The organism is Novosphingobium sp. Gsoil 351 (assembly GCF_009707465.1).
GTDB lineage: Bacteria > Pseudomonadota > Alphaproteobacteria > Sphingomonadales > Sphingomonadaceae > Novosphingobium.
Genome location: NZ_CP046120.1, coordinates 1940699 through 1966330, shown reverse-complemented (window position 1 = coordinate 1966330; position 25632 = coordinate 1940699). Strand labels below are relative to the sequence as shown.

Below are 25632 nucleotides of genomic sequence, written 5' to 3'. Positions count from 1 at the left end.
TCTCCCGTTCAGGGAGAGGGTCGGGGAGAGGGGAATGTCCGCTCTCTTCAATGCGCCGAGATCAAGGGGGACAGCCCCCTCTCCCAACCCTCTCCCCTGAAGGGGAGAGGGCTTAAGAGGACCGAAAAATGAACGACCTGACCAAATTCACCAACCCGGTGGCCAAGCCCGAGACCTTCGACCAGATCCAGATCGGTCTGGCCTCGCCCGAGCGCATCCGCTCGTGGTCCTTCGGCGAGATCAAGAAGCCCGAGACGATCAACTACCGGACCTTCAAGCCCGAGCGCGACGGGCTGTTTTGCGCCCGCATCTTCGGGCCGGTGAAGGACTACGAGTGCCTGTGCGGCAAGTACAAGCGCATGAAGTACAAGGGCGTCGTCTGCGAAAAGTGCGGCGTCGAGGTCACGGTCACCAAGGTCCGCCGTGAGCGGATGGGCCACATCGAGCTCGCCGCGCCGGTCGCGCACATCTGGTTCCTCAAGTCGCTGCCGTCGCGGATCGGCCTCCTCCTCGACATGCAGCTCAAGCAGCTCGAGCGGATCCTCTACTTCGAGAGCTACGTCGTGATCGAGCCGGGCCTGACCCCGCTCGAGCGCTACCAGCTGCTCACCGAGGACGAACTGCTCGATGCGCAGGACGAGTACGGCGAGGACGCGTTCAGCGCCGGGATCGGCGCCGAGGCGGTCAAGCACATGCTGATGAGCCTCGACCTCGTCCAGGAACGCGACGACCTGATGGAAGACCTGCGGACCACCAAGTCCGAGCTCAAGCCCAAGAAGATCATCAAGCGACTGAAGGTCGTCGAAAGCTTCATCGATTCGGGCAACAAGCCCGAATGGATGATCCTCGACGTCGTTCCGGTCATCCCGCCCGAACTGCGCCCGCTGGTGCCGCTCGATGGCGGCCGCTTCGCGACCTCGGATCTCAACGATCTGTACCGCCGCGTGATCAACCGCAACAACCGGTTGAAGCGCCTGATCGAGCTGCGCGCGCCGGACATCATCGTCCGCAACGAAAAGCGCATGCTCCAGGAAGCGGTGGACGCGTTGTTCGACAACGGCCGCCGCGGCCGCGTGATCACCGGCGCCAACAAGCGTCCGCTCAAGTCGCTGTCCGACATGCTCAAGGGCAAGCAGGGCCGCTTCCGCCAGAACCTGCTCGGCAAGCGCGTCGACTATTCGGGGCGTTCGGTGATCGTCACCGGGCCCGAACTCAAGCTGCACCAGTGCGGCCTGCCCAAGAAGATGGCGCTCGAGCTGTTCAAGCCGTTCATCTACGCCCGGCTCGACGCCAAGGGCCTGTCGATGACGCTCAAGCAGGCCAAGAAGTGGGTCGAAAAGGAGCGCAAGGAAGTCTGGGACATCCTCGACGAGGTGATCCGCGAGCATCCCGTGATGCTCAACCGCGCCCCCACGCTCCACCGCCTGGGCATCCAGGCGTTCGAGCCGGTGCTGATCGAAGGCAAGGCGATCCAGCTCCACCCGCTGGTCTGCTCGGCGTTCAACGCCGACTTCGACGGCGACCAGATGGCGGTCCACGTGCCGCTGAGCCTCGAAGCCCAGCTCGAAGCGCGCGTGCTGATGATGTCGACCAACAACATCCTCAGCCCCGCCAACGGCAAGCCGATCATCGTGCCGTCGCAGGACATGGTCCTGGGGCTGTACTACCTGTCGATGGACCGCGAGGGTGAGCCGGGCGAGGGCATGATGATGTCCGATATGGCCGAAGTGCACCACGCGCTCGCCGCGGGGGCGGTGACGCTGCACTCCAAGATCGTCGCGCGCGTGCCGCAGACCGACGAGAAGGGGCAGCAGTACATGCGCCGCTTCGAGACGACCCCGGGACGGATGCTGCTGGGCGAATGCCTGCCGCAGAGCCACACCGTGCCGTTCGACGTCGTCAACCGCCTCCTCACCAAGAAGGAGATCGGCGACGTCATCGACCAGGTCTATCGCCACACCGGGCAGAAGGACACCGTCCTGTTCGCCGACGCGATCATGACGCTGGGCTTCCGCAACGCGTTCAAGGCGGGGATCAGCTTCGGCAAGGACGACATGATCATCCCCGACAGCAAGGTCGAGCTCGTGGGTGAGACCAAGGCGCTCGTCGCCGATTACGAGCAGCAGTATCAGGACGGCCTGATCACCCAGCAGGAAAAGTACAACAAGGTGATCGACGCCTGGAGCCGCTGCGGCGACAAGGTCGCCGACGCGATGATGGACGAGATCAAGGCCACGCCGAAGGACGAGAAGGGCCGCCAGAAGCCGGTCAACTCGATCTACATGATGAGCCATTCGGGCGCGCGCGGTTCGCCGACGCAGATGAAGCAGCTTGCGGGCATGCGCGGGCTGATGGCCAAGCCTTCGGGCGAGATCATCGAGACCCCGATCATCTCGAACTTCAAGGAAGGCCTGACCGTCCTTGAATACTTCAACTCGACGCACGGCGCCCGCAAGGGCCTCGCGGACACCGCGCTGAAGACCGCCAACTCGGGCTACCTCACCCGCCGCCTGGTCGACGTGTCGCAGGATTGCGTCGTCGTCGTCGAGGATTGCGGGACCGAGCGCGCGCTCGAGATGCGCGCGATCGTTCAGGGCGGAACTACCATCGCCTCGCTCGGCGAGCGCATCCTGGGCCGCACGCTGGCCGAGGATCTGGTCGATTCGAAGTCGGGCGAAGTCATCGCCAAGGACGGCCAGTTGCTCGACGAAGCCGCGATCCTCAAGATCGAGGCCGCGGGCATCCAGGGCGCGCGGATTCGCTCGCCGCTGGTTTGCGCCGCCGAGCAGGGCGTGTGCGGCAAGTGCTACGGGCGCGATCTCGCCCGCGGCACCCCGGTCAACATCGGCGAGGCTGTGGGGATCATCGCCGCGCAGTCGATCGGTGAGCCGGGCACGCAGCTGACGATGCGGACCTTCCACATCGGCGGCGCGGCGCAGGTCAACGAGACCAGCCACCTCGAAGCCATTGCGGACGGCACCATAGTCCACCGCGACATCCCGACGATCATCGACAAGCGCGGCCGGCGGCTCAGCCTGGCCCGCAACGGCGAGATCGTGGTGATGGACAACGAGGGCCGCGAGCGCGCGCTCCACCGCGTCCCCTATGGCACGCATCTCCTCCAGGAGAACGGCGCCAAAGTCGCGCTGGGCGAGCGCGTCGCCGAGTGGGATCCGTTCACCACCCCGGTGATCACCGACAAGGCCGGCACGATCCGCTATCAGGACCTGATCGACGGCCGCACGCTCACCGAGCAGGTCGACGAAGCCACCGGCATCGCCCAGCGCGTCGTCACCGAGAATCGCGGCATCGGCCGGGCCAAGAAGGAGGACTACCGTCCCCGTCTGACCCTGCACGACGAGGATTCGGGCGAGAGCGCGCGCTTCATGATGGCGCCGGGCACGACCTTGTCGGTCGAGGACGGCCAGCAGGTCTCGGCCGGCGACGTGCTCGCCCGCGCCAGCCGCGAAGCCGCCAAGACCCGCGACATCACCGGCGGTCTGCCGCGCGTTGCCGAGCTGTTCGAGGCGCGCAAGCCCAAGGACAACTCGATCATCGCCAAGGTCGCCGGCCGGATCGAGTTCGTCCGCGACTACAAGGCCAAGCGCAAGATCGCGATCGTCCCGGAAGAGGGCGATCCGGTCGAGTACCTGATCCCCAAGAGCCGCGTGATCGACGTCCAGGAAGGCGATTTCGTCAAGAAGGGCGACAACCTGATCTCGGGCTCGCCCGATCCGCACGACATCCTCGAAGTCATGGGGGTCGAGGCGCTGGCCGAGTTCCTCGTGGCCGAGATCCAGGAAGTCTACCGGCTCCAGGGCGTGAAGATCAACGACAAGCACATCGAGGTGATCGTCCGCCAGATGCTCCAGAAGGTCGAGATCACCGACGGCGGCGACACCACGCTGCTGGCCGGCGAGCAGCTCGATTACGAGGAAATGAACGAGTACAACGCCAAGCTGACCAAGGGCCAGAAGCCCGCCGAGGGCAAGCCGGTGTTGCTGGGCATCACCAAGGCGAGCCTGCAGACGCGCAGCTTCATCTCGGCGGCTTCGTTCCAGGAGACCACCCGCGTTCTCACCCAGGCCGCGGTCGAAGGCAAGACCGACAGCCTGATCGGGCTCAAGGAGAACGTGATCGTCGGGCGCCTGATCCCGGCGGGCACGGGTGCGGGGATGAACCGCATGCGCGTGGCGGCGACCAGCCGCGACGCCGCGCTGCGCGCCGCCTACCGCAAGCTCCAGGAAAGCCTGATCGCGCCCGCGACGGCGGCCGAAGAGCACGCCGCCGAACTCGCCCAGGGTCCGGAAGCGGCGATCGGCGACGACGTGCTGGCGATGGTCGAGGGCGAGACCCACGGCACCGATGCCGACGCCGGCGACTACCTGCTGGCCGATGGCGACGCCGCTCACATCGGCGAGGGCGAGGCCGAGTAAGCCGTCCTATCCTCGCCCTTTTCAGGGGCGAGGGCGAGAGTACCAAAGACCCCGCCGGAGCGATCCGGCGGGGTTTTTTGTCGCTGGAACGCCGTGCAAATCATCTGATCCGCTCGACACGAGCGGCCTAGACAATCTGCCTCCAGTCAGGCGTCGATCGCGCCCACGCTCCACAGCCCCGCCAGCGCTTCGGCCAGATCGGTCTGGCGGAACGGCTTGGTCAGTTGCGGCAGGGCCAGATCGAGGTCGCCCGCGGCATAGCCGGTGACGAGCAGGATAGGGAGTTCGCCGTGCTCCTGGCGGATCAGCTTGGCGAGCTGGGCGCCGGTCATCTTGGGCATCGTGAAGTCGGTCACGACCGCCTCGATTTGCGGATTCGCCGCGAGAAGCTCGAGCGCGTCGGCGCCGTTCGAGGCCTCGATCACGGTGTGGCCGAGGTCTTCGAGCATGTCGGCGGTGCCCATCCGCACCAGGATTTCGTCGTCCACCAGCAACACCGTCCGGCCCGCCGCCGCGGGAGTTTGGGGCGGGTGCGGGACCGTTACCGCCGCCGCCGGGGTGGAGGCCACCGGCAGGTACAGCTCGGCCCGGGTACCCTCGCCGACGCGGCTGTTCAGGATGAACGCGCCACCCGATTGGTTGGCGAACCCGTGGACCATGCTCAGTCCCAGCCCGGTGCCCTTGCCGATCTCCTTGGTCGAGAAGAACGGTTCGATCGCCTTGGCCAGAGTCGCCTCGTCCATGCCCCAACCGGTATCGCTGACCTGCAGCAGGACGTAGCCGCCGGGCGCCGGCGCGAGCGTTGGCGGCGGCGCCGGGGCCAGCGCGGCCTCGACCGTCACGCGGCCGCCACCGGGCATCGCGTCCTTGGCGTTGATGCACAAGTTGAGGATCGCCAGTTCGAGCTGGTTCGCGTCGGCCAGCACCGCAGGCAGCGATGGCGCGATCCGCGTCTCGATCCCGATCGTGGCGCCCACCGAGCTGGCGATCAGCTCGTGCATCCCGTCCATCAACCGGGCGAGATCGACCGCGGTGGTCTCGAGCGTCTGGCGCCGGGCGAACCCGAGCATCCGGCTGACCAGCGTCTTGGCGCGCTCGGCCGAGCGGATCGCCCGGTCGAGCGCCCGCGCGGTCCCCGCGTCGCTGCCGCCATAGCGCCGTTCCAGCATGTCGAGCGTGCTCATGATCGGCGACAGCAGGTTGTTCATGTCGTGCGCCAGCCCGCCGGTGAGCTGGCCCAGCGTCTCCAGCTTCTGCGCCTCGCGCAGTTGCACGGTCGCCGCCTCGCGCTCGGCCACCGCGTCCTCCACCCGGCGCTCCAGCGTGGCGTTGAGATCGCGCAGCGCGATTTCGGCGCGGCGGCGGTTGGTGACGTCCTGGAAGATCACCGCCACTTCGCGGCGGCTCGCGGGCTCGATCCGGAACGCCGCGAGCTCGAGATGCCGCGCGGTCGCCTCAAGCTCGCGCTCGAAGCGTATCGGCTCGCCGGTGAGCAGGACCTGACGGTAAAGCTCGACCCAGCCATCGGCTTCGTCGGGCACCATCTGGCGCACGTATTGGCCCACCACGTTGGCGATCCCGGCATGGCGTTCGTAGGCGGCGTTCGCTTCGATATGCAAATAGTCGCTCAGCTTGCCATGCGGTCCGTCGAGGAAGCGGATGACGCAAAAGCCCTCGTCCATCGTGTCGAACAGCGTGCGATAGCGGGTTTCGCTCTCGCGCAGCGCGAGCAGCCGCGCGCGCGCCTCGTATTGGCGGCGGCGGCCGCGGATCGCCGCGCGCGCCAGGCTGACCAGCGTGGTCGGGTGGAACGGCCGCTCGAGGAAGGTGACGTTGCCTAGTGTCTCGAGATAGCGCCCGGCCGCGGGATTGCGCTCCAGCCCGCCGCCGCGCACGGTCAGCAGCACGAACGGGAAGTCCGACCATTCGGCCTGCTCGTCGAGCCACGCGCTGAGCTCGCGTAAGTCCGGCGAGAGCAGCGCTTCCTCGGTGATCACCGCGAAGCCCGCCCCTTGGCGCAGTCCCCGGATCAGCGATGCGACATCGGTGCAGGCGACGGTGTCGATGCCGGTTTCACGCAGCATCCCCGCGGCGATCGTCGCGTCGCGGCCATGGGGAGCCAGGATCAGCGCCCGTTCGGAAAAGGCGGGAATCACTCGCCCGTTTCGGACAGCAGCGCCTCGCCGGCGTCGATCAGGGTGGGCACGCCACGCAGAACGCCCTGGAAGCCCGTCAACGGCCGGCCGAGATCGAAGCCGCGCGCCCCGATGCGGAATTCGCGGATCGTGTCCTCGTGCGCGCCGGTCCGCTTCTTGACCACCGACACCGCCCGGCGAACCCGGCCCAGCGCCTCGAAGTAGCGCAGCAGGATGACCGTGTCGGCCAGATAGGTGACGTCGACCGGAGATTTCATGTCGCCGACCAGACCGTGCTGGGCGACGGTCAGGAAGGTTGTCGCCCCCTGACGGTTGAGGAACTGGAGCAGCTCGTGCATGTGCAGGATCAGCGCGTTTTCCTCGGGCATCGCCGCCTGAAAGCCGTTGAGGCTGTCGATGACGACAGTGCGCGCGCCGTGGACCTCCACGCATTGACGCACCCGCTGCGAGAACTCGCCCGGGGTCATCTCCGCCGCATCGACCTGTTCCAGGGTAAGGTTGCCCGCCGCCACCAGCGCGTCGAGATCGATGCCCAGACCCTTGGCCCGTTCCTTGAGCAATCCGAGCTCCTCGTCGAAGACGAACATCGCCGAGCGCTCGCCGCGCGCGGCGGCTCCGACCACGAAAGTGAGCGCGAGCAGCGACTTGCCCGTGCCCGAAGGCCCCAGGATCAGGATGCTGGTGCCGCGTTCGATCCCGCCGCCCAGCAGCGCGTCGAGCTCGCGGGATTGGCTCGGCACCGTCTCGCGGACGAACTGGGCGCGGTGTTCCGAAGAAACCAGCCGCGGGTAGACTTCGACCCCGCCGGTCTTAATGCAGAAGTCGTGGTAGCCACCGCGAAACCGGCGGCCGCGATACTTGATCACGCGCATCCGGCGGCGTTCGGCACCGTAATCGCGCGCCATCTCCTCCAGCAGCAGCACCCCGTGGGCGACGCTGTGCACGGTGCGGTCGTTGATTTCGGTGGTGAGATCGTCGAGCATCAGAACGGTCGCGTTCTGGCGCGCGAAGTAGTGTTTGAGCGCGAGAATCTGCCGCCGGTAACGCAACGAGCTTTGCGCGAGCAGGCGGATCTCGGACAGGCTGTCGAGCACCACGCGGTCGGGCTTGACCCGTTCGAAGGCCTCGAAGATCCGCTTGGTCGTCTCGCCCAGCTCGAGGTCGGACGAATAGAGCAGGCTCTGCTGCTGGTCGTCGTCGAGCAGGTTTTCGGGCGGGACCAGCTCGTAGACCTCGATCCCTTCGAGCGACCAACCGTGCGAGCCCGCGCTGTTGCGCAGCTCGTCCTCGGTCTCGGACAGGGTGATGTAGAGCGTGCGCTCGCCGTTCGCTGCGCCATCGCGGAGGAACTGGGTGGCGATCGTGGTCTTGCCGGTCCCGGGGCTGCCTTCGAGCAGGAACACGCGGCTTCGCGAGAGTCCGCCCCTTAGGATGTCGTCGAGTCCCTCGATTCCGGTCGCGGCGTTGTTGCCCGCGTTGTTCATTTCGTCAGTACTTTCAATGCTCAAATCGACGCTCTCCCCGGCGCCAGCGGCGCGCTCTGCGCGGCTGCGGAAAGGGGCGCGGCAGCGCCGTCGACGGATGCGACCCGGACATTGTCGAAACAAACCCCGCTACGGGGAACTCGTTCCAAGCCGAGCGTCGGGGCCGCGCTGCTGGCGTGGCTCGCGGTGCGCGCACATTGCAAAGTTGGATTTCATTTGCTCGCGCGATCGGCAATGCGCCGCAGACCCGATCCTAGGCCGACGAACACCCTTTTCGCCCGCTCCGCAGGCGCATGTCCCGAAGGTCGGTTTTTTTACCCCTGGACTGTGGTCCAAGTGGTCCAAGGCGCGCTTCGGCCGCTCGGTTTAGCGTGGCTTGCGGTGTTCGCCCCTGACCCAGCGCACGGTGCCGCTGCTCGCGCGCATGACGACGCTCTCGGTGGTCATCGTCCCGCCCTTAAGCCGCTTGACGCCCTTCAGCAGCGAGCCGTCGGTGACCCCGGTGGCGGCGAAGATGCAGTCGCCCTTGGCCAGCTCGGTAAGATCGTACTGGCGATTGAGGTCGGCGATCCCCCACTTGCGCGCGCGCGCCTTCTCGTCCTCGTTGCGGAACAGCAGGCGGCCCTTGAACTGCCCGCCCACGCAGCGCAGCGCGGCGGCGGCGAGTACGCCCTCCGGCGCCCCGCCCGATCCCATGTAGAGGTCGATCCCCGTCGATTCGTCGGTGGTGGCGATCACCCCGGCGACGTCGCCATCGGGGATCAGCGCGATCCCGCAGCCGATCGCGCGCAGCTCGGCGATCAGGGCGCCATGGCGCGGGCGGTCGAGCACGCAGACGATCAGCTCGTTGGGCTCGACCCCCTTGGCCGCGGCCACCGCGGCGACGTTCTCGCCCACCGTGCGGTCGAGGTCGATCACCCCGGCGGGATAGCCGGGGCCGACCGCCAGCTTGTCCATATAGACGTCGGGGGCGTTGAGCAGGTTGCCCTCCTCGGCGATCGCCAGCACCGCCAGCGCGTTGGGCCCGGCCTTGGCGGTGATCGTGGTGCCTTCCAGCGGATCGAGCGCGATGTCGATCTTGGGGCCGGTGCCCTGCGCGCTGCCCACCTTCTCGCCGATATAGAGCATCGGCGCCTCATCGCGCTCGCCCTCGCCGATCACCACGGTGCCGTCCATGTCGAGCTCGTTGAGCGCGGCGCGCATCGCCTCGACCGCGGCGGCGTCGGCGGCCTTCTCGTCGCCGCGCCCGATCAGGCGCGAGGCGGAGATCGCCGCCGCCTCGGTCACGCGCACCATTTCCAGCACCAGCACGCGGTCGAGCAGGGCGCTCGGCCGGGTCGCCATCGGGGTGGGCGCGGGGGCGTTGTTCGCCATGACGTTCAATTCCAGTTCAGCGGGGAAGGGGAGTGAGTGCGCGTGCCCTAAAGAGCGAGGCCTGCGTTGTCGAGACTGCCCGCCGCGCTTGCGGCCATCGCCCTGATCTGGATCGATGCGACGGGCACCGCGCACGCGCAGAACGCCGAATCCGAGCTCGATCGCAAGGTCGCCGAGCGTCTCGCCGCGCAGCGGGCGACGACCGACCTGACCGACAAGCGCTGCGCGCTGGGCGCCGCCGATGCCGGCGAGATCGTCGTCTGCGCACCGCGCGACGTGCACGAGCACCGCTATCCGGGGCGCGAGCAACTCGATTCGGCCAAGTCGACCCGCGACGGCCTGCCCCGCGCGCCCGATCTGCGCCCGGTCTATCCCGGCCTGGTGGTCGCGCGCGGCTGCTTCATTCCACCGTGCCCGCTGCCGCCGATGATCTTCATCGACGTCAAAGCGCTGCCCCAGGCGCCCGCCGGATCGGACGCGGATCTGATCGCCAAGGGCGAAAAGGCGCAGCCCTAGGGCATCGGGCGCTAGGCGCCCAGGATGTGCATCACCAGCGGCGCTTCGGCCAGGCTCGCGGACCCTTCCAGCAGCCGCAGCGCCTCGGCGATGCAGCGCTCCGGCCCGTCGTGGGTGACCAGCGCGATCAGCACCTGCCCGTCGGGATCGGAATCGCCCTGCTGGATCAGGCTCTCGATCGAAACCCCCGCATCGCGCATCGCCGCCGCGATCTCCGCCAGCACGCCGGGCCGGTCCGCCACGATGAAACGCAAATACGCCTTGCCCACCCGTTTGCCGGACGCGGCGGGTATCATCGGCTCGAGCTCGGCGACGGGGATCGAGAACGGTGCGCCGACTTCGCCGCCGACCACGGTCTGACGCGCGATGTCGATCAGGTCGGCGACCACCGCGCTCGCTGTCGGTCCGTCGCCGGCGCCCGCGCCCTGGAACAATAGGCGGCCCGAGAAATTGCCCTCCGCGACCACCGCATTGGTCGCGCCGTCGACGTGGGCGAGAGGGTGCTGGCGCGGGACGAGGCAGGGGTGGACCCGCTGGAACAAGGCGTCCCCCTTCGGCTTCGGCCATCCCGATCAGGCGGATGCAGTAGCCGAGCTGCGCGGCCTGGGCGATGTCGGCGGCGAGCACGCGGCGGATGCCCATCGTCTCGACCGGCGCGAAATCGATCCGGCTGCCGAAGGCGATGCTGGCCAGGATCGCCAATTTGTGCGCGGCGTCGACCCCGTCGATGTCGAACGCCGGATCGGTTTCCGCAAAACCCTTGGCCTGCGCTTCCGCCAAGACCCCGGCGAAGTCGCGCCCGGTGTCTTCCATCGTCGAGAGGATGTAATTGCAGGTGCCGTTGAGGATGCCATAGACCCGCTCGATCGCGTTGGCCGCCGCACCTTCGCGCAGGCCCTTGATCACCGGGATTCCACCCGCGACCGCGGCCTCGAACTTCAGCGCGACTCCCGCCGCTTCGGCCGCCTGCGCCAGTTCCAGACCGTGGTGCGCGATCATCGCCTTGTTCGCGGTCACCAGCGCCTTGCCCTGCGCGAGCGCGTTGCGCGCCGCAGTCAGCGCCGGGCCGTCGCTGCCGCCGACAAGTTCGACGACCACGTCGACATCGGCGCGCGCGGCCATCGCGGTCATGTCGTCGTCCCACGCGAAGCGGGTGATATCGACCCCGCGGTCCTTGAGCCGCTCGCGCGCCGAGACCGCGACGATCTCGATCCGCCGCCCGGCGCGGCGCGCGATCAGGCCGGCGTTCGCGTCGAGCAGGCGGATAACCCCCGCCCCGACCGTGCCGAGCCCGGCCAATGCTATCCGAAGTGGTCCCGCCATGCTGCCCCCGCTTGATCTGGCGGCGCTCTTAGGGGGCGAACCCGCCGGGCGCCAGCCTCAGCCGCGCACCGCTCCCGCCCCCAAACCGCTCAGCGTGCGCGGGCACGCCCCAAGCTGGCCGCGGACGTAGCGATAGTCCTGGGCGGCGATGCGCTGGGCTACGCCATCGCCCGAAAGAACCGCTTCGCTCGAAAGCCCGGCGGGGAGGAAGCAGGCGAGGCGGTACCAGGCCAGCGTGTCGCGCACGGGCGGGCGCGCGGCCTGATCGACGATCTCGCCGAATGCCACGCCCCAGCGCGGCGGCTCGCCGGGACGGTGGAGCACGCTGATCGAGACGGGATCGCCCGCCTCGGTAGTCAGGAACATCTGGGTCTCGCCTTCGCCCACCAGATTCCCGGGGACATGGGATATCTCGCGCACGCCGGTGACGCGCGGCGGCGCCCCGGGCGCGACCAGCTCGGTCAGGATCGAGCGCACCCGCTCCTCCACCGGCTGCGACCATGCGACCTGCGCCGCGGTCGCGACCAGCTGGAGCTCGCCGGGCCTGGCGGCGACCGGGCGGGCGAAGATCAGGGCCACGGCCTTCTTCAGCTTGGGCAGCTTCCCCTTGGCGTCGAGCGGCACATCGGCGAGGTAGCTGGCCGATTCGCCGATGGTCTCACCCAGCAGCAGCGCGCGGGTTCGCGCCTTGACGAAAACTCTCGCCATTCCGCCACGCAGTCCCGGGGCTTGCTCGGGCTTCAATCGGATGGCCTCGCGGATCTCGACGCGGGCGACCAGCGGGGCATGGTCCGCCAGGTCCGCGAGATCGGCATATGTGGGGGCGGCCGGGGCGACGGGCGGGGCTGTCCGTTCTTGCGCAAACCCTTGGGGTGCCGGGAAAACAGCAAGCACCGCCGCCGCCGCTAGGCATTTCGCGAGGACTGGTTTCAACATGACGGGAAAGCTCCTGGAACGACCCCGCGAACGGTGACGATTTCGGCCGCGAACCGATCGTCCACCAAGGGGTGGGAACGCACTGCAACGCCCCTCGTTGAGCGCTTGAACGGTGAATTCGGTCTTAACCGATAAAGCATTTGCGCGGTTTGGGGATCAACGTTAAAGCTCGGAGACGTTGGGCGAACATAAAAAATACGCTCGACCGATGCCGCCGTCCGAACTTGTTTCCGGCGCTGGCGGTTCGGTCTATCCGGCAGGGTGGAGCGATAGTTTGAACGGGTCTGGCGTGATGAGCCTGTCGCAGGGCTTTGCCGTTCGACCCGGTGGTTTTGGGCGACCCGTTTGCGGGATGGCAGAGCAGAGGACCTGAATGGCATACGCTGACCAGAAGATGAGCGGCAATCGCGTTACCGCGCTCATCATTGTGGCGATCCTGCACATTATCGTCGGCTATGCGCTGGTCACTGGCCTGGCGTACGAGGCGGTGAAGAAGATCAAGGAACGCGTCGAGACCTTCGACGTGAAGGAAGAAAAGCCCCCCGAAGAACCGCCGCCGCCGCCGCCCGACGCGCCGGTGCCGCCCCCGCCGATCGTGGCGCCGCCGCCTCCGATCAGCTTCGATCGGCCCTCGCCGGTTCAGGCGGTAGCCACTCCGCCCGCGGTGGTCCTGCCGCCCACGGTCACGGCGCCGCCGCCCGCTCCCCCGCCGCCGCCCGCGGTGTCGAAGGCGCGTGGCGCCAAGCCGAAGGGCCAAAGCAGCTGGGCTGCGCGGATTCAGGACAACTATCCTTCGGCCGCCTTGCGCAAGGAGATAGAAGGTACCGTCGGCGTCCGTGTCACCGTTGGCCCCGACGGTCGCGTCGCGGGCTGCACAGTGACGGGTTCGAGCGGATCGGGCGATCTCGACAGCGCCGCGTGCGACGGGATGCAGCGTTACGCCCGCTTCGAGCCCGCGCTCGATGCCGGGGGCAACCCCACCACCGGTTCGTTCAGCACGAGAATCGTCTACAAGATCAACTAACTCGCCGGGGCGGGTTCCGCCCCGGCATGACCAACCCTGCGAATTCGCATTTTCGATATTGTTTGAGAGGAAGACCCGCATGCTCATCGACATCCTGGCCGCGGCAGCCAAGACCGCCGCGCCGCAGAACAAGTTCGGTTTCGCCGAAGCGCTCCAGCAGGGCGGTTTCATCGCCTATGCCACGGTCACGATCCTGGGGATCATGTCGTTCGGCTCGTTCTACATCCTGTTCACCAAGTTCTTCGAACAGCAGAAGATCATGGGCCAGGCGCGCGATGTCCGCACCAACTTCTGGCGCGCCAACAACCTTCGCGAAGGCGCCAACAAGCTCGACAAGAACTCGGCCTTCCGCCAGCTCGTCGACGATGGTCTCGCCGCCGAAGACCAGCACGGCAAGATGACCGATTCGATGGAAGCTCACGACTGGCTCCACGGCTCGCTCGCCCGCTCGGAAGCCTCGATCAACGCGCGTCTCGCCGGCGGCCTGCCCTTCCTCGCGACCGTGGGCGCGACCGCGCCGTTCATCGGTCTGTTCGGCACCGTGGTCGGCATCTACCGCGCGCTGATCAACATCGGCATCGCCGGTTCGGCCTCGATCGACAAGGTCGCGGGTCCGGTCGGCGAGGCGCTGATCATGACCGCGCTCGGTCTGCTCGTCGCCGTTCCGGCCGTGCTCGCCTACAACTGGCTGCAGAGCCGCAACAAGCGCATCGCCGAGCACCTGAGCGGGTTCTCGACCGACGTGCTCGCGAACATCAACTCGAAGGGTGCGGTTCGCCCTGCGGTGACCACCGCCGCTCCGGCCCGCCCCGCGGCACCGGCTGCCGCCAAGAATTGAGTACGACTTGCCCTCCCCCGCGGGCGCCCGCCCGCGGGGGAGGGCGGTGAGCAAACGCATGCGGCCGCGCGAGGCGGTGGGTCGGCCTTCCAGGCGGGACAACGCCCTCCGGAACCGACCGCAAGAGAACAGGATATGAGAGCATGGCAGTTGCGGTAGGCGGCGCCCAAGAAACTCCGATGTCGGACATCAACACCACGCCGCTGGTCGACGTGATGTTGGTGCTGCTGATCATCTTCCTCATTGCGGTGCCGGTGGCGATCAAGCAGATCGAGAAGCTCAAGGTCCCGGTCAACCCGTACGAGGAATCGCAGGACAAGGTCGAAAACCTGCTGCTCGCGGTTGTCTCGACCGACGAGGGTGGGCGCAGTCCCGGCGATCCGGGCTACGAGGGTTCATCGCGCGGCGGGCAGTGCCGGGTCTATTTCAACAATACGAGCCCGGTCGATTCGGCCGAATTGCAGAAGCAGGCGTTCGAGCGGCTGGACGCGATCGTCAAGCGCGAGGGCGGGGCTCAGAACATCGATCCCGACAAGATCCCCGAAGTTCACATCCGCGGCGACGTCAACGTGCCGTGGAAGTGCATCGCCGGGGCGATCTACAACGTCCAGATTTCCGGCTATCCGCGGGTGGGCTTCATTTCCAACCCCGTCGATCCCAACGGCTAACGCCGACAGCCGAACGAACAGGAGTACCAGACAATGGCAATGAGCGGCGGCAAGGACGACGGCTCACCGATGATGGAAATGAACACGACGCCGTTGATCGACGTCATGCTCGTGCTTCTCATCATGTTCATCATCACCATCCCGGTGGCTACCCACGCGATCCCCATCGATCTGCCGGCGGCTACCCCGCCGACCCCTGAGCAGCAGATCGACCCGGTGAAGAACAAGCTGATTTTGACTCAGGGCAACGAGATCCTGTGGAACGGCGCGCCCACCACTCAGGGCCAGCTGGTTTCGCTGCTCGCCCAGACGCGGACGATGACGCCCGAACCCGAGCTGCAGTTCCAGCCGGAAGAGTTTGCGAGCTACGAACTGGCCGACCAGGTGCTCAAGGTCATCAAGATATCGGGCGTCAGCAAGTTCGGCTTCGTCCAGAACGAACTCTACGCCAACTTCGGCAAGGCCGGCGGCTAAGCCCAAGGCATTCTCCAGCAATCACCAGGAAGGGGCGGAGCGATCCGCCCCTTTTTTGTCGGTCAGTCGCGCTCCGTAGCTGGAGTCTCCCCTCCGCCCATTGCCGTCCCGGCCAGGCTCTCGGCCTCAAGCAGGAGGTCCTCGTCTGCCGCCCCCGACGGCAAATTCTCGCGGCCGATCATCACCATCACCGGCACGGCCATCGGGCTGACCCGGTCGAGCTGGACGTGGACCAGTTGGCCGGCGGCGCGGTCGAGCAGGTCGCCGACGCGGCTGACGTCGGTCATGCGGGTGCGCGCGTCGGCCCAGGCGGCCTCGATCAGGATATGGTCGGGTTCGTACTTGCGCAGCACGTCGTAAATCAGGTCGGTCGAGAAGGTCACCTGCTTGCCCGACTTGCGCTTGCCCGGATGCTGGCGCTCGACCAGCCCGCCGATCACCGCCACCTCGCGAAAGGCGCGGCGAAGCAGGTGCGAGTTCTGGACCCATTCGACGAATTCGTGGGTCAGGATGTCGGGCGAGAGGAGCGCGGCGGGGTCCGCGACCGGCTTGAGGCCATAGACCGCCAGCGAATAGTCGTTGGCCACGAACCCCAGCGGCCCCAGCCCCCGGTCCTCCATCCGCCGGGTCAGCAGCATCCCCAGCGACTGGTTCGCGTTCCACCCCTCGAAGGTGTAATAGACGGTGTATTCGCGCTTGCCGTGGGGAAAGCTTTCGACCAGCAGCTCGCCCGGCCCCGGAAGGCGGCTGCGCCAGTCCTGCATCTCCAGCCATTCGCGCACGTCGTCGGGAAAGCGCGCCCAGCCCGCGCGGTCGACCAGCAGGGCGCGGACCCGGTCGGCGAGGTGCGTCGTCAGCGGCATCCGCGCCCCGCCATAGCTGGGGATCGCCGCCGCACTCTTGGCCGCGTGCACGATGATCGCCATGTCCCGAACCGCCTCAACCTCCAAACTAGTTCCCGCGAACCAGAAGGTGTCGCCGGGGCTGAGCGAAGCGCCGAAGGTCTCTTCGACCCGACCCAACGAGCGCCCGTTCCTGAACCGCACTTCGAGCATTTCGGCATCTAGGATGATCCCGGCGTTGAGCCGGTGGCGGGCGGCGTGCTCGGGGTGGGTCAGCCGCCACGTCCCCGCCGAGTCGCGCACGATCCGCTTGAACCGATCGTAGGCCTTGAGCGAATACCCACCGGTCGCGACGAAATTCAGCACCCGCTGCCATACCGTCTGGTCGACCCAGGCATAGGCAAGCGACGAGCGCACCTGCGCGAGCAGCGCGTCTTGGCTGAACGGCCCGGCACAGGCACAAGCCATCACGTGCTGGGCGAGCACGTCGAGTCCACCGGGACGAAAGTCTTCGCCGTCGCGCTGGCCCTCATCGACTGCGTCCTTGGCGGCGGTGGCCTCGAGAAATTCAAAGCGGTTGCCCGGGACGAGCAACGCCCGGCTGGGTTGGTCGAGGCGATGGTTGGCTCGACCGATCCGCTGGAGGAGGCGGCTCGAGCCCTTGGGCGCGCCCATCTGGACGACCATGTCGATGTCGCCCCAATCGACCCCCAGATCGAGGCTGGCGGTGGCGACGAGCGCGCGCAGCTCGCCGCGCGCCATCGACCCTTCGACCTTACGCCGGGCTTCCTTCGACAGACTGCCGTGGTGGATGCCGATCGCTAGGGTGTCGTCGTTGATCTCCCACAGCAGCTGGAAAATGTACTCTGCCAGAAAGCGCGTGTTGGTGAAGATCAGCGTAGTCCGGTTGGCGCGGATCAACTGGTAGAGCTGCGGGACCGCCCACGCGGCAGCGTGCCCGCCCCACGGCACTCGCGCGTCCTCGGGCAGCAGGATCTCGACCTCGGGCGCAGCGCCCGCCTCACCCTCAACCATCGCGACGCTGTCGATGTCCCCCCACGGGGCCAGCCAGGCGCGAAAGCCCTCTGGATCGGCAACGGTGGCCGAGAGCGCGGCGCGGCGCATGCTGGGCGCGACCCCCTGGAGCCGGGTCAGCGCCAGCGCGAGCAGATCGCCGCGCTTGCCGGTGGCGAAGGCATGGACCTCGTCGATCACCACCCGCTGGAGGGAGGTGAACATCGTCTCGGCTTCCGGATAGCTGAGCAGGAGTGAGAGCGATTCGGGGGTAGTCAGGAGGATGTGAGGCGGTTTGCTGCGTTGGCGCGCCTTGCGGTCCGAAGGAGTATCGCCGCTGCGCGTCTCGATCCGAATCGGCAAGCCGATCTCCTCGACCGGCGTCAGAAGATTACGCTGGACGTCGTTTGCCAGGGCTTTGAGGGGCGAGACGTAGAGCGTGTGGAGGCCTTCTGGCGGGGGTTGCCCCTGCGCGAAGGCCGCCAGTGTCGGCAGAAACCCGGCGAGTGTCTTGCCAGCCCCGGTATCGGCCATCAGCAGCGCGTGCCGCCCCGCGGCATCAGCGGCGAGCATTTCGCGCTGATGGCGCCGCGGACGCCACCCGCGCGTGGAAAACCATTGCTCGATTTCGGGGGAAGAGCAGGGGCGGCGGCCATCGTCGCACCTTCAACGCACGATCGGCGCACTTGGTCAAACCCGGCTTGCGTGGGGGCTTGCGCATTGCGGCCGAAACCGGGAAGGTCTGTCCAACGCACGAGGATTCGCGCTTTGGAGGCCGCCCACCCGCATGTGGCGATTGTTGTCGAGTTCGATCCCCGAAACGCTGCGCGCCGAACTCGAAACCCGGGTTGGCGCAGCCGCGGTTGCGCTGCCGCCGCGCAGCCGGGAACCGGAGATAGAGCTGGCCGGGTTCTTCGCCGCCAGCCGCGGGGCCGGAGGCCTGCTGCGCCAGCTCCTCGAACAACCCGATGCGCGCGCGCTGGTCGGTCAGCGGCTGCGGGATCCGGTGGTCTATCGCGCCTGCCCGTCGATCAAGCAGGCCGGCGCGCCCTCGACCACCTATCGCACCGACCAGAGCGAATGGGGCGCCGCCGACGAGCCGCCGTCGCTGTTCACGCTGTGGTTTGCGGTGACCGAGGCGGGGGCAGGCAATGGCTGCCTGCGCATGGGCGCGAACTCGGCGGAAGGCGAGCGGACGATGGTCTCGGTCTCGCGGCTTTCCTCGCTCGAACTCGCCAGCACCACCGCCCCTTCGTACGACGCGGCGATGAAAGCTGGGCAGGTGCTGTTCTTCGACGCGACCCAGCTCTACGGCGCCTATCCCAACCATTCCGACCGGCCGCGGATCGCGGTGCGCGTGACCCTGGGCGAGCGGACCTCGCTCAAGGGCAAGGACTTCCAGGAAATCGGAGACTTTGGCTCGGTCGGGCTGGTCGCCAAACAGGGCTGGCGCAAGCTGTTCGGCGGCAAGGATTGAACTCTGCCTTGGCAGCGGAGAACCTATCTCGCGTTTACCAACCGTCGATTGCCCAAGGGGGCTGCCAACTCCCTTTGCGATGCGGGAACGATCACTTCGCTCGCACCATTCGCAATGTCCGCTCGCCCAAGTGGAGGACAAAATCGTCCGAACGCTTCTCGAACCGGTCGTTGCGGAAATCGACGACTTCGATGTCATTGGGGGTGAGCACGAACACCAGCCCTCCGGCCGCGGGCGGATCGATGATGAAGCGCGGCGAAGCCACGTCGTAAATCGGTTCAACCAGCTCCACCCAGACGATTCGCTTCTCGCCTTGTTCCTCGAAGCTCCAGCCTTCCGCCTGGGTATAGCCCGCCATGCTCGCGCCCGTGGTCAGGCCGATGCGGAAGTCAACCCCGGCAAGGTCGCGGCCATCGGCCAGCCTGACGTGGATCGTCGGCGCGTCCTTGCCCGCTTCCGGCATGGCGTCGGGGCCGCGGGCGAAGCTGGGCGGGACCGGCCTCGGGTCGGTGGTCAAGCGGATGTCGCCGCCGGTCTCGGTCCAGGTGCCGTCGGCGTGCTGGTCGAGCGCGCCTGCGCTCAAGAAGTAGCGAAAGTGGCCGTCGGCGCCCAGTTCGAGCCCGCCCGCGACATCGGGCCCTTCTGCAACGCGATAGCGCCCAGCGTAGGGCGAGCGGGCCTCGGCCGGACATGCAAATGCGAGGATCAAGCTGAGCAGCGCCAACCGGAGCAATTTTGTCATCACCAGAACCGTTCGCCCAGAGCGTGTCGAAGGGCCGTTCTTGCCTTCGTGCTTCAAGCAAGCCGATTGGAGGAAATGTGGTCTTTCGACAAGCTCGGGACAGCGGAGTTTTTCTGAAGTCAGCGCGGCAGTTCGCTCGCCCCCATCAGCATCTCGTCGACCGCGCGGGCGCACTGGCGGCCTTCGCGGATCGCCCAGACGACCAGGCTCTGGCCGCGGCGCATGTCTCCGCAGGCGAACACCCGTTCGCGACTGGTCGCATAGCGCGAGGTATCCGCTGCGACATTGCCACGAGCATCCAACCCGACCTCGGCCTGTTCGAGCAAGCCCTGACGGCGCGGGCCGGTGAAGCCCATCGCCAGCAGGATCAGGTCCGCGGGCAGGGTGAATTCGCTCCCCGGAATCTCGATCATCTCGCGATCCCGCCATTCGACGCGGACGCATTCCAGCCCAGTGACCTGCCCGTCCTCGCCCGCGACGCGCTTGGTCAGTACCGCCCAGTCGCGTGCGACGCCTTCCTGGTGGCTCGACGAAGTTCGCAGCTTGAGCGGCCAGTCGGGCCAGGTCAGCGCTTTATCTTCTTTTTCCGGCGGCTTGGCGAGAATCTCGAGCTGGGTCACGCTTGCCGCGCCCTGGCGGTTGGAGGTGCCGACGCAGTCGCTCCCGGTATCGCCGCCGCCGATCACGATCACGTGCTTGCCGGTGGCGGTCAGCGTGCCGCGTGGTGCGGCGCGGAATTCGTCGTCGCCGGCATTTCGCTTGTTCTGCTGGGTCAGAAATTCCATCGCCAGGCGCACGCCGGGCAGCTCGGCGCCGGGAATCTCGAGCCCGCGCGGCTCTTCCGCGCCGCCCGCCAGCACTACCGCGTCGAAGTTCTCTTCCAGGCTGGCAAAGCTGACTGTGACGCCGACCTCGGTGCTCGTCCGGAATTGAACGCCTTCTGCCTCCATCTGCATCGCCCGGCGGTTGATCAGGTGCTTTTCCATCTTGAAGTCGGGAATGCCGTAGCGCAGCAGTCCGCCGACCCGGTCGGCCTTCTCGAACACCGTTACCGAATGCCCGGCGCGGGCAAGCTGTTGCGCCGCTGCTAGGCCCGCCGGTCCCGAGCCGATCACTGCGACCAACTTGCCGGTCTTGCGCAGTGGCGGGCGCGGCACGATCCAGCCTTCCTCCCAACCCTTGTCGACGATCGCGCATTCGATCGACTTGATCGTCACGGGGGCGTCGACGATGTTGAGCGTGCAGCTCGCCTCACACGGCGCGGGGCAGATGCGCCCGGTGAACTCGGGGAAATTGTTGGTTGAATGCAGGTTGGTCAGCGCCTCGCGCCAGTCGCCTTCGTAGACCAGGTGATTCCAGTCGGGGATCATGTTGTTCACGGGACAGCCGTTGTGGCAGTACGGAATCCCGCAGTTCATGCACCGCGCCGCCTGGCCCTTGAGCGCGGTTTCGGCCTGGGGGACGGTGAACTCGCGATAGTGCTTGAGCCGCTCCTCGACCGGCCGGTAGCCGGGCTCCTGCCGCTCGATCTCCAGAAATCCGGTTTCCTTGCCCACGATCGTCAAATTTCCAATTGGCCGTCGCCAGGGCGACGGGAATAGTTGAGTCGATTCATTCCGCCGCGACCGTCTCGGCTTCCAAACGCTCGGCTTCGAGCTGTTGCAATGCTCGCGCATAATCGCGCGGCATGACCTTGACGAACTTGCCCAGCGCGTTGCCCCAGTCGTCGAGCAGCGCGCGGGCGCGCTTGCTGGCGGTGTGGAGATGGTGGCGCTCAACCAGGATGCGCAGGCGTTCGGCATCGTGGCGGAGCATGTCGCCCATGCCGTAGTCATGGACCGAGACCGCACGCTGCTGCGGGCGTCCCGCACCATCCTCGTCGTCGCGTACGGTGCTGATCGGCATCAGATCGACCATCGCCGCGTTGCACAGCGGCGCGAAGATGCCGTCAGGATCGTAGACGTAGGCGACCCCACCGCTCATCCCCGCGGCGAAATTGCGCCCGGTCGCCCCGAGCAGCACGACCACCCCGCCGGTCATGTATTCGCAACCGTGATCGCCGCAGCCTTCGGCCACCGCCACCGCGCCCGAATTGCGTACCGCGAACCGCTCGCCCGCGACACCGTTGAAGTAGGCCTCGCCCGCGATCGCGCCGTAGAGCACGGTGTTGCCGACGATGATGTTGTTCGTCGGGTCGCGGTCGACGTGGCCCGGCTGGCGGACGATCACCCGGCCGCCGGAAAGGCCCTTGCCGACATAGTCGTTGGCGTCTCCGGTCAGGTCGAGGGTCACGCCGTGGGCGAGGAACGCGCCGAAGCTTTGGCCCGCCACCCCGGTCAGGCGGATATTGATGGTGTTATCGGGCAGCCCGCGATGGCCGAACCGCCGGGCGATTTCGCCCGAGAGCATCGCGCCCACGGTGCGGTTGACGTTGCGCACCTTGCGCTCGATGCGCACGGCTTGGGTACTGTCGAGCGCATCGCGCGCGGCGGCGATCAGGTCGACGTCGAGCGCGGCTTCGAGGCCATGGTCCTGCGTTTCGGTCCAGCTCAGCGCCCCGGCGTGGGGCACCGGAACCTGGTGCAGCAGCCGCGACAAGTCGATCCCTTGCGCCTTCCAGTGCGAGATAGCGGGATCGGTGTCGAGCAGGTCGACCCTTCCGACCATCTCGGCCACGGTGCGCAGGCCCAGCTCGGCCATGATCGCGCGGAGTTCCTCGGCGACGAAGAACATGTAGTTGACGACGTGCTCGGGTTGGCCGGTGAACCGCGCGCGCAGCACCGGGTCCTGCGTCGCTACGCCGACCGGGCAGGTATTGAGATGGCACTTGCGCATCATGATGCAGCCCGCGGCAATCAGCGGGGCGGTGGCGAACCCGAACTCGTCCGCGCCGAGCAGCGCGCCGATCGCGACGTCGCGTCCGGTGCGCAAGCCGCCGTCGACCTGCACCGCGACGCGGCTGCGCAGCCCGTTGAGGAGCAGCGTTTGCTGGGTTTCGGCAAGGCCGATTTCCCATGGACTGCCCGCGTGGGTCAGGCTGGTCAGCGGCGAAGCGCCGGTGCCACCCTCATAGCCCGAGATGGTGATGTGGTCGGCCTTGCACTTGGCGACGCCCGCCGCGACCGTGCCGACGCCCACTTCGGACACCAGCTTGACGGAGATCCGCGCCTTCGCGTTGGCATTCTTGAGATCGTGGATGAGCTGGGCGAGATCCTCGATCGAATAGATGTCATGATGCGGCGGGGGACTGATCAGCCCCACCCCCGGGGTTGAATGACGCACCGCGGCGATGTTCTTGTCGACCTTGTGCCCGGGCAGCTGGCCGCCTTCGCCGGGCTTGGCGCCCTGTGCCATCTTGATCTGGATGTCGTCCGAATTGACGAGGTATTCGGTGGTCACCCCGAACCTGCCCGAAGCCACCTGCTTGATCGCCGAGCGCATCGAATCGCCGTTGGCCAGCGGCGTGAAGCGGTCGACTTCCTCGCCGCCCTCGCCAGTGTTGCTGCGTCCGCCGATGCGGTTCATCGCCAGCGCCAGCGTGGTGTGCGCCTCTCTGGAGATCGAGCCGAAGCTCATCGCCCCGGTGGCGAAGCGCTTGACGATTTCGCTGGCGGGTTCGACCTCGTCCAACGGCACCGCGGGACCGGCGGGCTTGAATTGCAGCAGGCCGCGGATGGTCAGTAGGCGCTCGGCCTGATCGTTGATCGAGGCGGCGTACTCGGCGTAGTTCTTCGGATCGTTGCCGCGCACCGCGTGCTGCAACTGCGCGACGTTGGCCGGGGTCCAGGCGTGCTCCTCGCCGCGGATGCGGTACTGATAGATGCCGCCGACATCGAGCATCCGGCGGTAGACCGGGTTGTCGCCGTATGCGATCACGTGGCGGCGCACCGCCTCCTCGCCGACTTCGGCCAGTCCGACGCCCTCGATCGTGGTCGCGGTGCCCGTGAAGTACTTGTCGACGAACGCCGACGACAGCCCGACCGCGTCGAAGATCTGCGCCCCGCAATACGACTGGTAGGTGCTGATGCCCATCTTGGACATCACCTTTAGGATGCCTTTGCCGATCGCCTTGATGTAGTTCTTCTGGACATCCTTCGCCTCGAGCGGGATCGCCTTGCGAACCCGGATGTCCTCGAGCGTTTCGAACGCCACATAAGGGTTGATAGCCTCGGCACCATAGCCCGCCAGCGCGCAGAAGTGGTGGACTTCGCGCGCTTCGCCCGTCTCGACCACCAGCCCGGTCTGCATCCGCAAGCCCTGGCGGACGAGATGGTGGTGCACCGCGGCGGTGGCCAGCAGCGCGGGCATGGCGATCCTGTCCGGCCCCTGGGCCCGGTCCGAAAGGATGAGGATGTTCTTGTCAGCCAGCACCGCCTCGGTCGCTGCCCAGCACATTTCCTTGATCGCCTGCTCCAACCCGGCCGCGCCGCTGGCCGCGGGCCAGGTCATGTCGATCGTCTCGGTGCGGAACGCGCCGTCGAGCGCGGCCTCGACCGAACGGATCTTGGCCACCGCGTTGTTTGTCAGGATCGGCTGGCCGACTTCGAGGCGCTTGTGCGCGCCTGCCTCATGGCCGAGAAGATTGGGGCGCGGGCCGATCATGCTGACCAGGCTCATCACCAGTTCCTCGCGGATCGGATCGATCGGCGGGTTGGTGACCTGGGCGAAGTTTTGCTTGAAATAGTCGTAGAGTAGCCGCGGCCGGGCCGAGAGCACCGCGATCGGGGTGTCGGTGCCCATCGAGCCAATGGGATCGTCGCCCGCCAGCGCCATCGGTTCGAGGAACCGGGAGATGTCCTCCTGGGTGTAGCCAAACGCCTGCTGGCGATCCAAGAAGCTGGTCGTATCGACCGGCAGCGCGGCCAGTTCGGGCTCGACCACTTCGAGGTCGCGCAGCATGTACTGCGCGGCGTCGAGCCACTGCTGGTAGGGCTCGGCGGCGGCCAACTCGGCCTTGATCTCCTCGTCCTCGATGATCCGCCCCTGTTCGAGGTCGATCAGCAGCATCTTGCCCGGCTGCAAGCGCCATTTGCGGACGATGTCGTCTTCCTTGATCGGCAGCACGCCGCTTTCGCTGGCCATCACCACCAGGTCGCCGTCGGTCACGCAATAGCGTGCGGGGCGCAGGCCGTTGCGGTCGAGCGTCGCGCCGATCTGGCGGCCGTCGGTGAAGGCGACCGCGGCGGGACCGTCCCACGGCTCCATCAGCGCGGCGTGGTACTCGTAGAACGCGCGGCGCGCGGGGTCCATCAACGGGTTGCCGGCCCACGCCTCGGGGATCAGCATCATCACCGCGTGGGCCAGGCTGTAGCCGCCGACGAGGAGCAGTTCGAGCGCGTTGTCGAGGCACGCGGTGTCCGACTGGCCGTGCGGGATGATCGGCCACATCTTGTCGAGATCGGCGCCGAGCAGCTCGGACTCCATCGTCCGGCGGCGGGCGTTCATCCAGTTGACGTTGCCGCGCACGGTGTTGATCTCGCCGTTGTGGGCGATGAAGCGATACGGGTGCGCGAGTTTCCACGAGGGGAACGTGTTGGTGCTGAAGCGCTGGTGGACGAGGCCGAGAGCGGAGACGCACGCCGGATCGCGCAAATCGTCGTAGAAGCTGCCGACCTGCGTCGCCAGCAGCAGCCCCTTGTAGACGATCGTGCGGCTTGAGAAGCTGGGCATGTAGAGCTCGGTCAGCCCCGGCAGGTCGTGCTTCATCGCCAGCGCGGCGAGGGGGTTCTGGGTCTGCTTGCGGATCGCCAGCAGCTTGCGCTCGAACGCGGCCTGGTCGGCGCAGTTTGCGCCGCGTGCGATAAAGCACTGGCGGATCACCGGCATCTGCTCGATCACCGCGGTGCCCAGCCCGTCGAGCGTGGTCGGCACTTCGCGCCAGCCGATCAGGCGTTGGCCTTCCTTGGCGACGAACTTCTCGAACATCCCGCAGGCCATGTCGCGCGCGGCTTCGTCGCGGGGGAGGAAGCACATCGCGACCGCATAGTCGCCCGCTTGCGGCAGATCGTGGCCCTGCGTTTGCGCCCACCGGCGGAACAGCGCGTCGGGAATCTGGATCAGGATGCCCGCGCCGTCGCCCAGCAGCGGGTCGGCGCCCACCGCACCGCGATGGTCGAGGTTGTGGAGGATTTCCAGCGCCTGGGCGATGATCGCATGGCTCTTTTGCCCGCGGATATGGGCCACGAAGCCCACCCCGCAGGAATCGTGCTCATGCCGTGCATCGTACAGGCCTTGGGCCTCCGGTAACCCCATTCTTTCCACCGTCTGCAAGCGCGGTACAAGTTACCGCGGAAACCAAACGCGAATCGTCGCGCCGCCTAGGCGACGA

The 25632-nt window shown here is 67.1% G+C and carries 15 protein-coding genes and 1 pseudogene; 7 read left to right on the top strand and 9 right to left on the bottom strand.

The features are described 5' to 3' along the window. Positions 1–128 precede the first annotated feature (128 nt). Entirely contained in the window at positions 129–4436 is a 4308-nt protein-coding gene (rpoC, locus tag GKE62_RS09425) for a DNA-directed RNA polymerase subunit beta' (protein WP_154692022.1), read from the top strand. 146 nt (positions 4437–4582) lie between these two features. On the opposite strand, the gene GKE62_RS09420 is transcribed toward rpoC, so the two are convergent. The 3 genes from GKE62_RS09420 to glpX all read right to left on the bottom strand — a co-directional run bounded on the left by GKE62_RS09420 (position 4583) and on the right by glpX (position 9450). After that, entirely contained in the window at positions 4583–6592 is a 2010-nt protein-coding gene (locus tag GKE62_RS09420) for a response regulator (RefSeq protein ID WP_154692021.1), read from the bottom strand. Further along, complete coding sequence (locus GKE62_RS09415; protein WP_195908329.1) at positions 6589–8076, bottom strand: ATPase domain-containing protein; 1488 nt, start codon at positions 8074–8076, stop codon at positions 6589–6591. Before GKE62_RS09415 ends, GKE62_RS09420 begins: the two co-directional genes overlap by 4 nt. A gap of 366 nt (positions 8077–8442) precedes the next feature. After that, entirely contained in the window at positions 8443–9450 is a 1008-nt protein-coding gene (glpX, locus tag GKE62_RS09410) for a class II fructose-bisphosphatase (RefSeq protein ID WP_230206608.1), read from the bottom strand. 66 nt (positions 9451–9516) lie between these two features. Between glpX and GKE62_RS09405 the strand changes: the two genes are divergently transcribed. Next, positions 9517–9966: a hypothetical protein gene (locus GKE62_RS09405; protein ID WP_154692020.1), complete on the top strand. Its 450-nt coding sequence runs from the start codon at positions 9517–9519 to the stop codon at positions 9964–9966. 11 nt (positions 9967–9977) lie between these two features. Here GKE62_RS09405 and GKE62_RS09400 read toward each other — a convergent pair. After that, a pseudogene (locus tag GKE62_RS09400) lies at positions 9978–11289 on the bottom strand (homoserine dehydrogenase). Positions 11290–11346: 57 nt separating this feature from the next. Continuing rightward, positions 11347–12225: a hypothetical protein gene (locus GKE62_RS09395; protein WP_154692019.1), complete on the bottom strand. Its 879-nt coding sequence runs from the start codon at positions 12223–12225 to the stop codon at positions 11347–11349. 373 nt (positions 12226–12598) lie between these two features. Between GKE62_RS09395 and GKE62_RS09390 the strand changes: the two genes are divergently transcribed. From GKE62_RS09390 to GKE62_RS09375, 4 genes are all read left to right on the top strand, one after another. Then, on the top strand, positions 12599–13249 hold the full coding sequence (locus GKE62_RS09390; RefSeq protein WP_154692018.1) for an energy transducer TonB: 651 nt from the start codon (positions 12599–12601) through the stop codon (positions 13247–13249). Between the two features lie 79 nt (positions 13250–13328). Beyond that, on the top strand, positions 13329–14087 hold the full coding sequence (locus tag GKE62_RS09385; RefSeq protein WP_154692017.1) for a MotA/TolQ/ExbB proton channel family protein: 759 nt from the start codon (positions 13329–13331) through the stop codon (positions 14085–14087). 143 nt (positions 14088–14230) lie between these two features. Further along, positions 14231–14755: a biopolymer transporter ExbD gene (locus tag GKE62_RS09380; RefSeq protein ID WP_195908328.1), complete on the top strand. Its 525-nt coding sequence runs from the start codon at positions 14231–14233 to the stop codon at positions 14753–14755. A gap of 33 nt (positions 14756–14788) precedes the next feature. Then, positions 14789–15229: a biopolymer transporter ExbD gene (locus GKE62_RS09375; protein WP_154692015.1), complete on the top strand. Its 441-nt coding sequence runs from the start codon at positions 14789–14791 to the stop codon at positions 15227–15229. 62 nt (positions 15230–15291) lie between these two features. Here GKE62_RS09375 and GKE62_RS09370 read toward each other — a convergent pair whose 3' ends face one another. Beyond that, entirely contained in the window at positions 15292–17712 is a 2421-nt protein-coding gene (locus GKE62_RS09370) for a ligase-associated DNA damage response DEXH box helicase (protein WP_154692014.1), read from the bottom strand. 172 nt (positions 17713–17884) lie between these two features. Between GKE62_RS09370 and GKE62_RS09365 the strand changes: the two genes are divergently transcribed. Then, positions 17885–18562 (top strand): phytanoyl-CoA dioxygenase family protein, encoded by a 678-nt coding sequence (locus GKE62_RS09365; protein WP_230206606.1) that lies wholly within the window; start codon positions 17885–17887, stop codon positions 18560–18562. A gap of 91 nt (positions 18563–18653) precedes the next feature. Here GKE62_RS09365 and GKE62_RS09360 read toward each other — a convergent pair whose 3' ends face one another. The 3 genes from GKE62_RS09360 to gltB all read right to left on the bottom strand — a co-directional run bounded on the left by GKE62_RS09360 (position 18654) and on the right by gltB (position 25556). After that, on the bottom strand, positions 18654–19304 hold the full coding sequence (locus GKE62_RS09360; protein ID WP_154692012.1) for a hypothetical protein: 651 nt from the start codon (positions 19302–19304) through the stop codon (positions 18654–18656). Positions 19305–19423: 119 nt separating this feature from the next. Next, complete coding sequence (locus GKE62_RS09355) at positions 19424–20860, bottom strand: glutamate synthase subunit beta (RefSeq protein WP_154692011.1); 1437 nt, start codon at positions 20858–20860, stop codon at positions 19424–19426. A gap of 55 nt (positions 20861–20915) precedes the next feature. Next, a complete protein-coding gene (gltB, locus tag GKE62_RS09350) occupies positions 20916–25556 on the bottom strand; it encodes a glutamate synthase large subunit (protein WP_154692010.1) in 4641 nt (1546 codons plus the stop codon). Between the last annotated feature and the right edge of the window lie 76 nt (positions 25557–25632).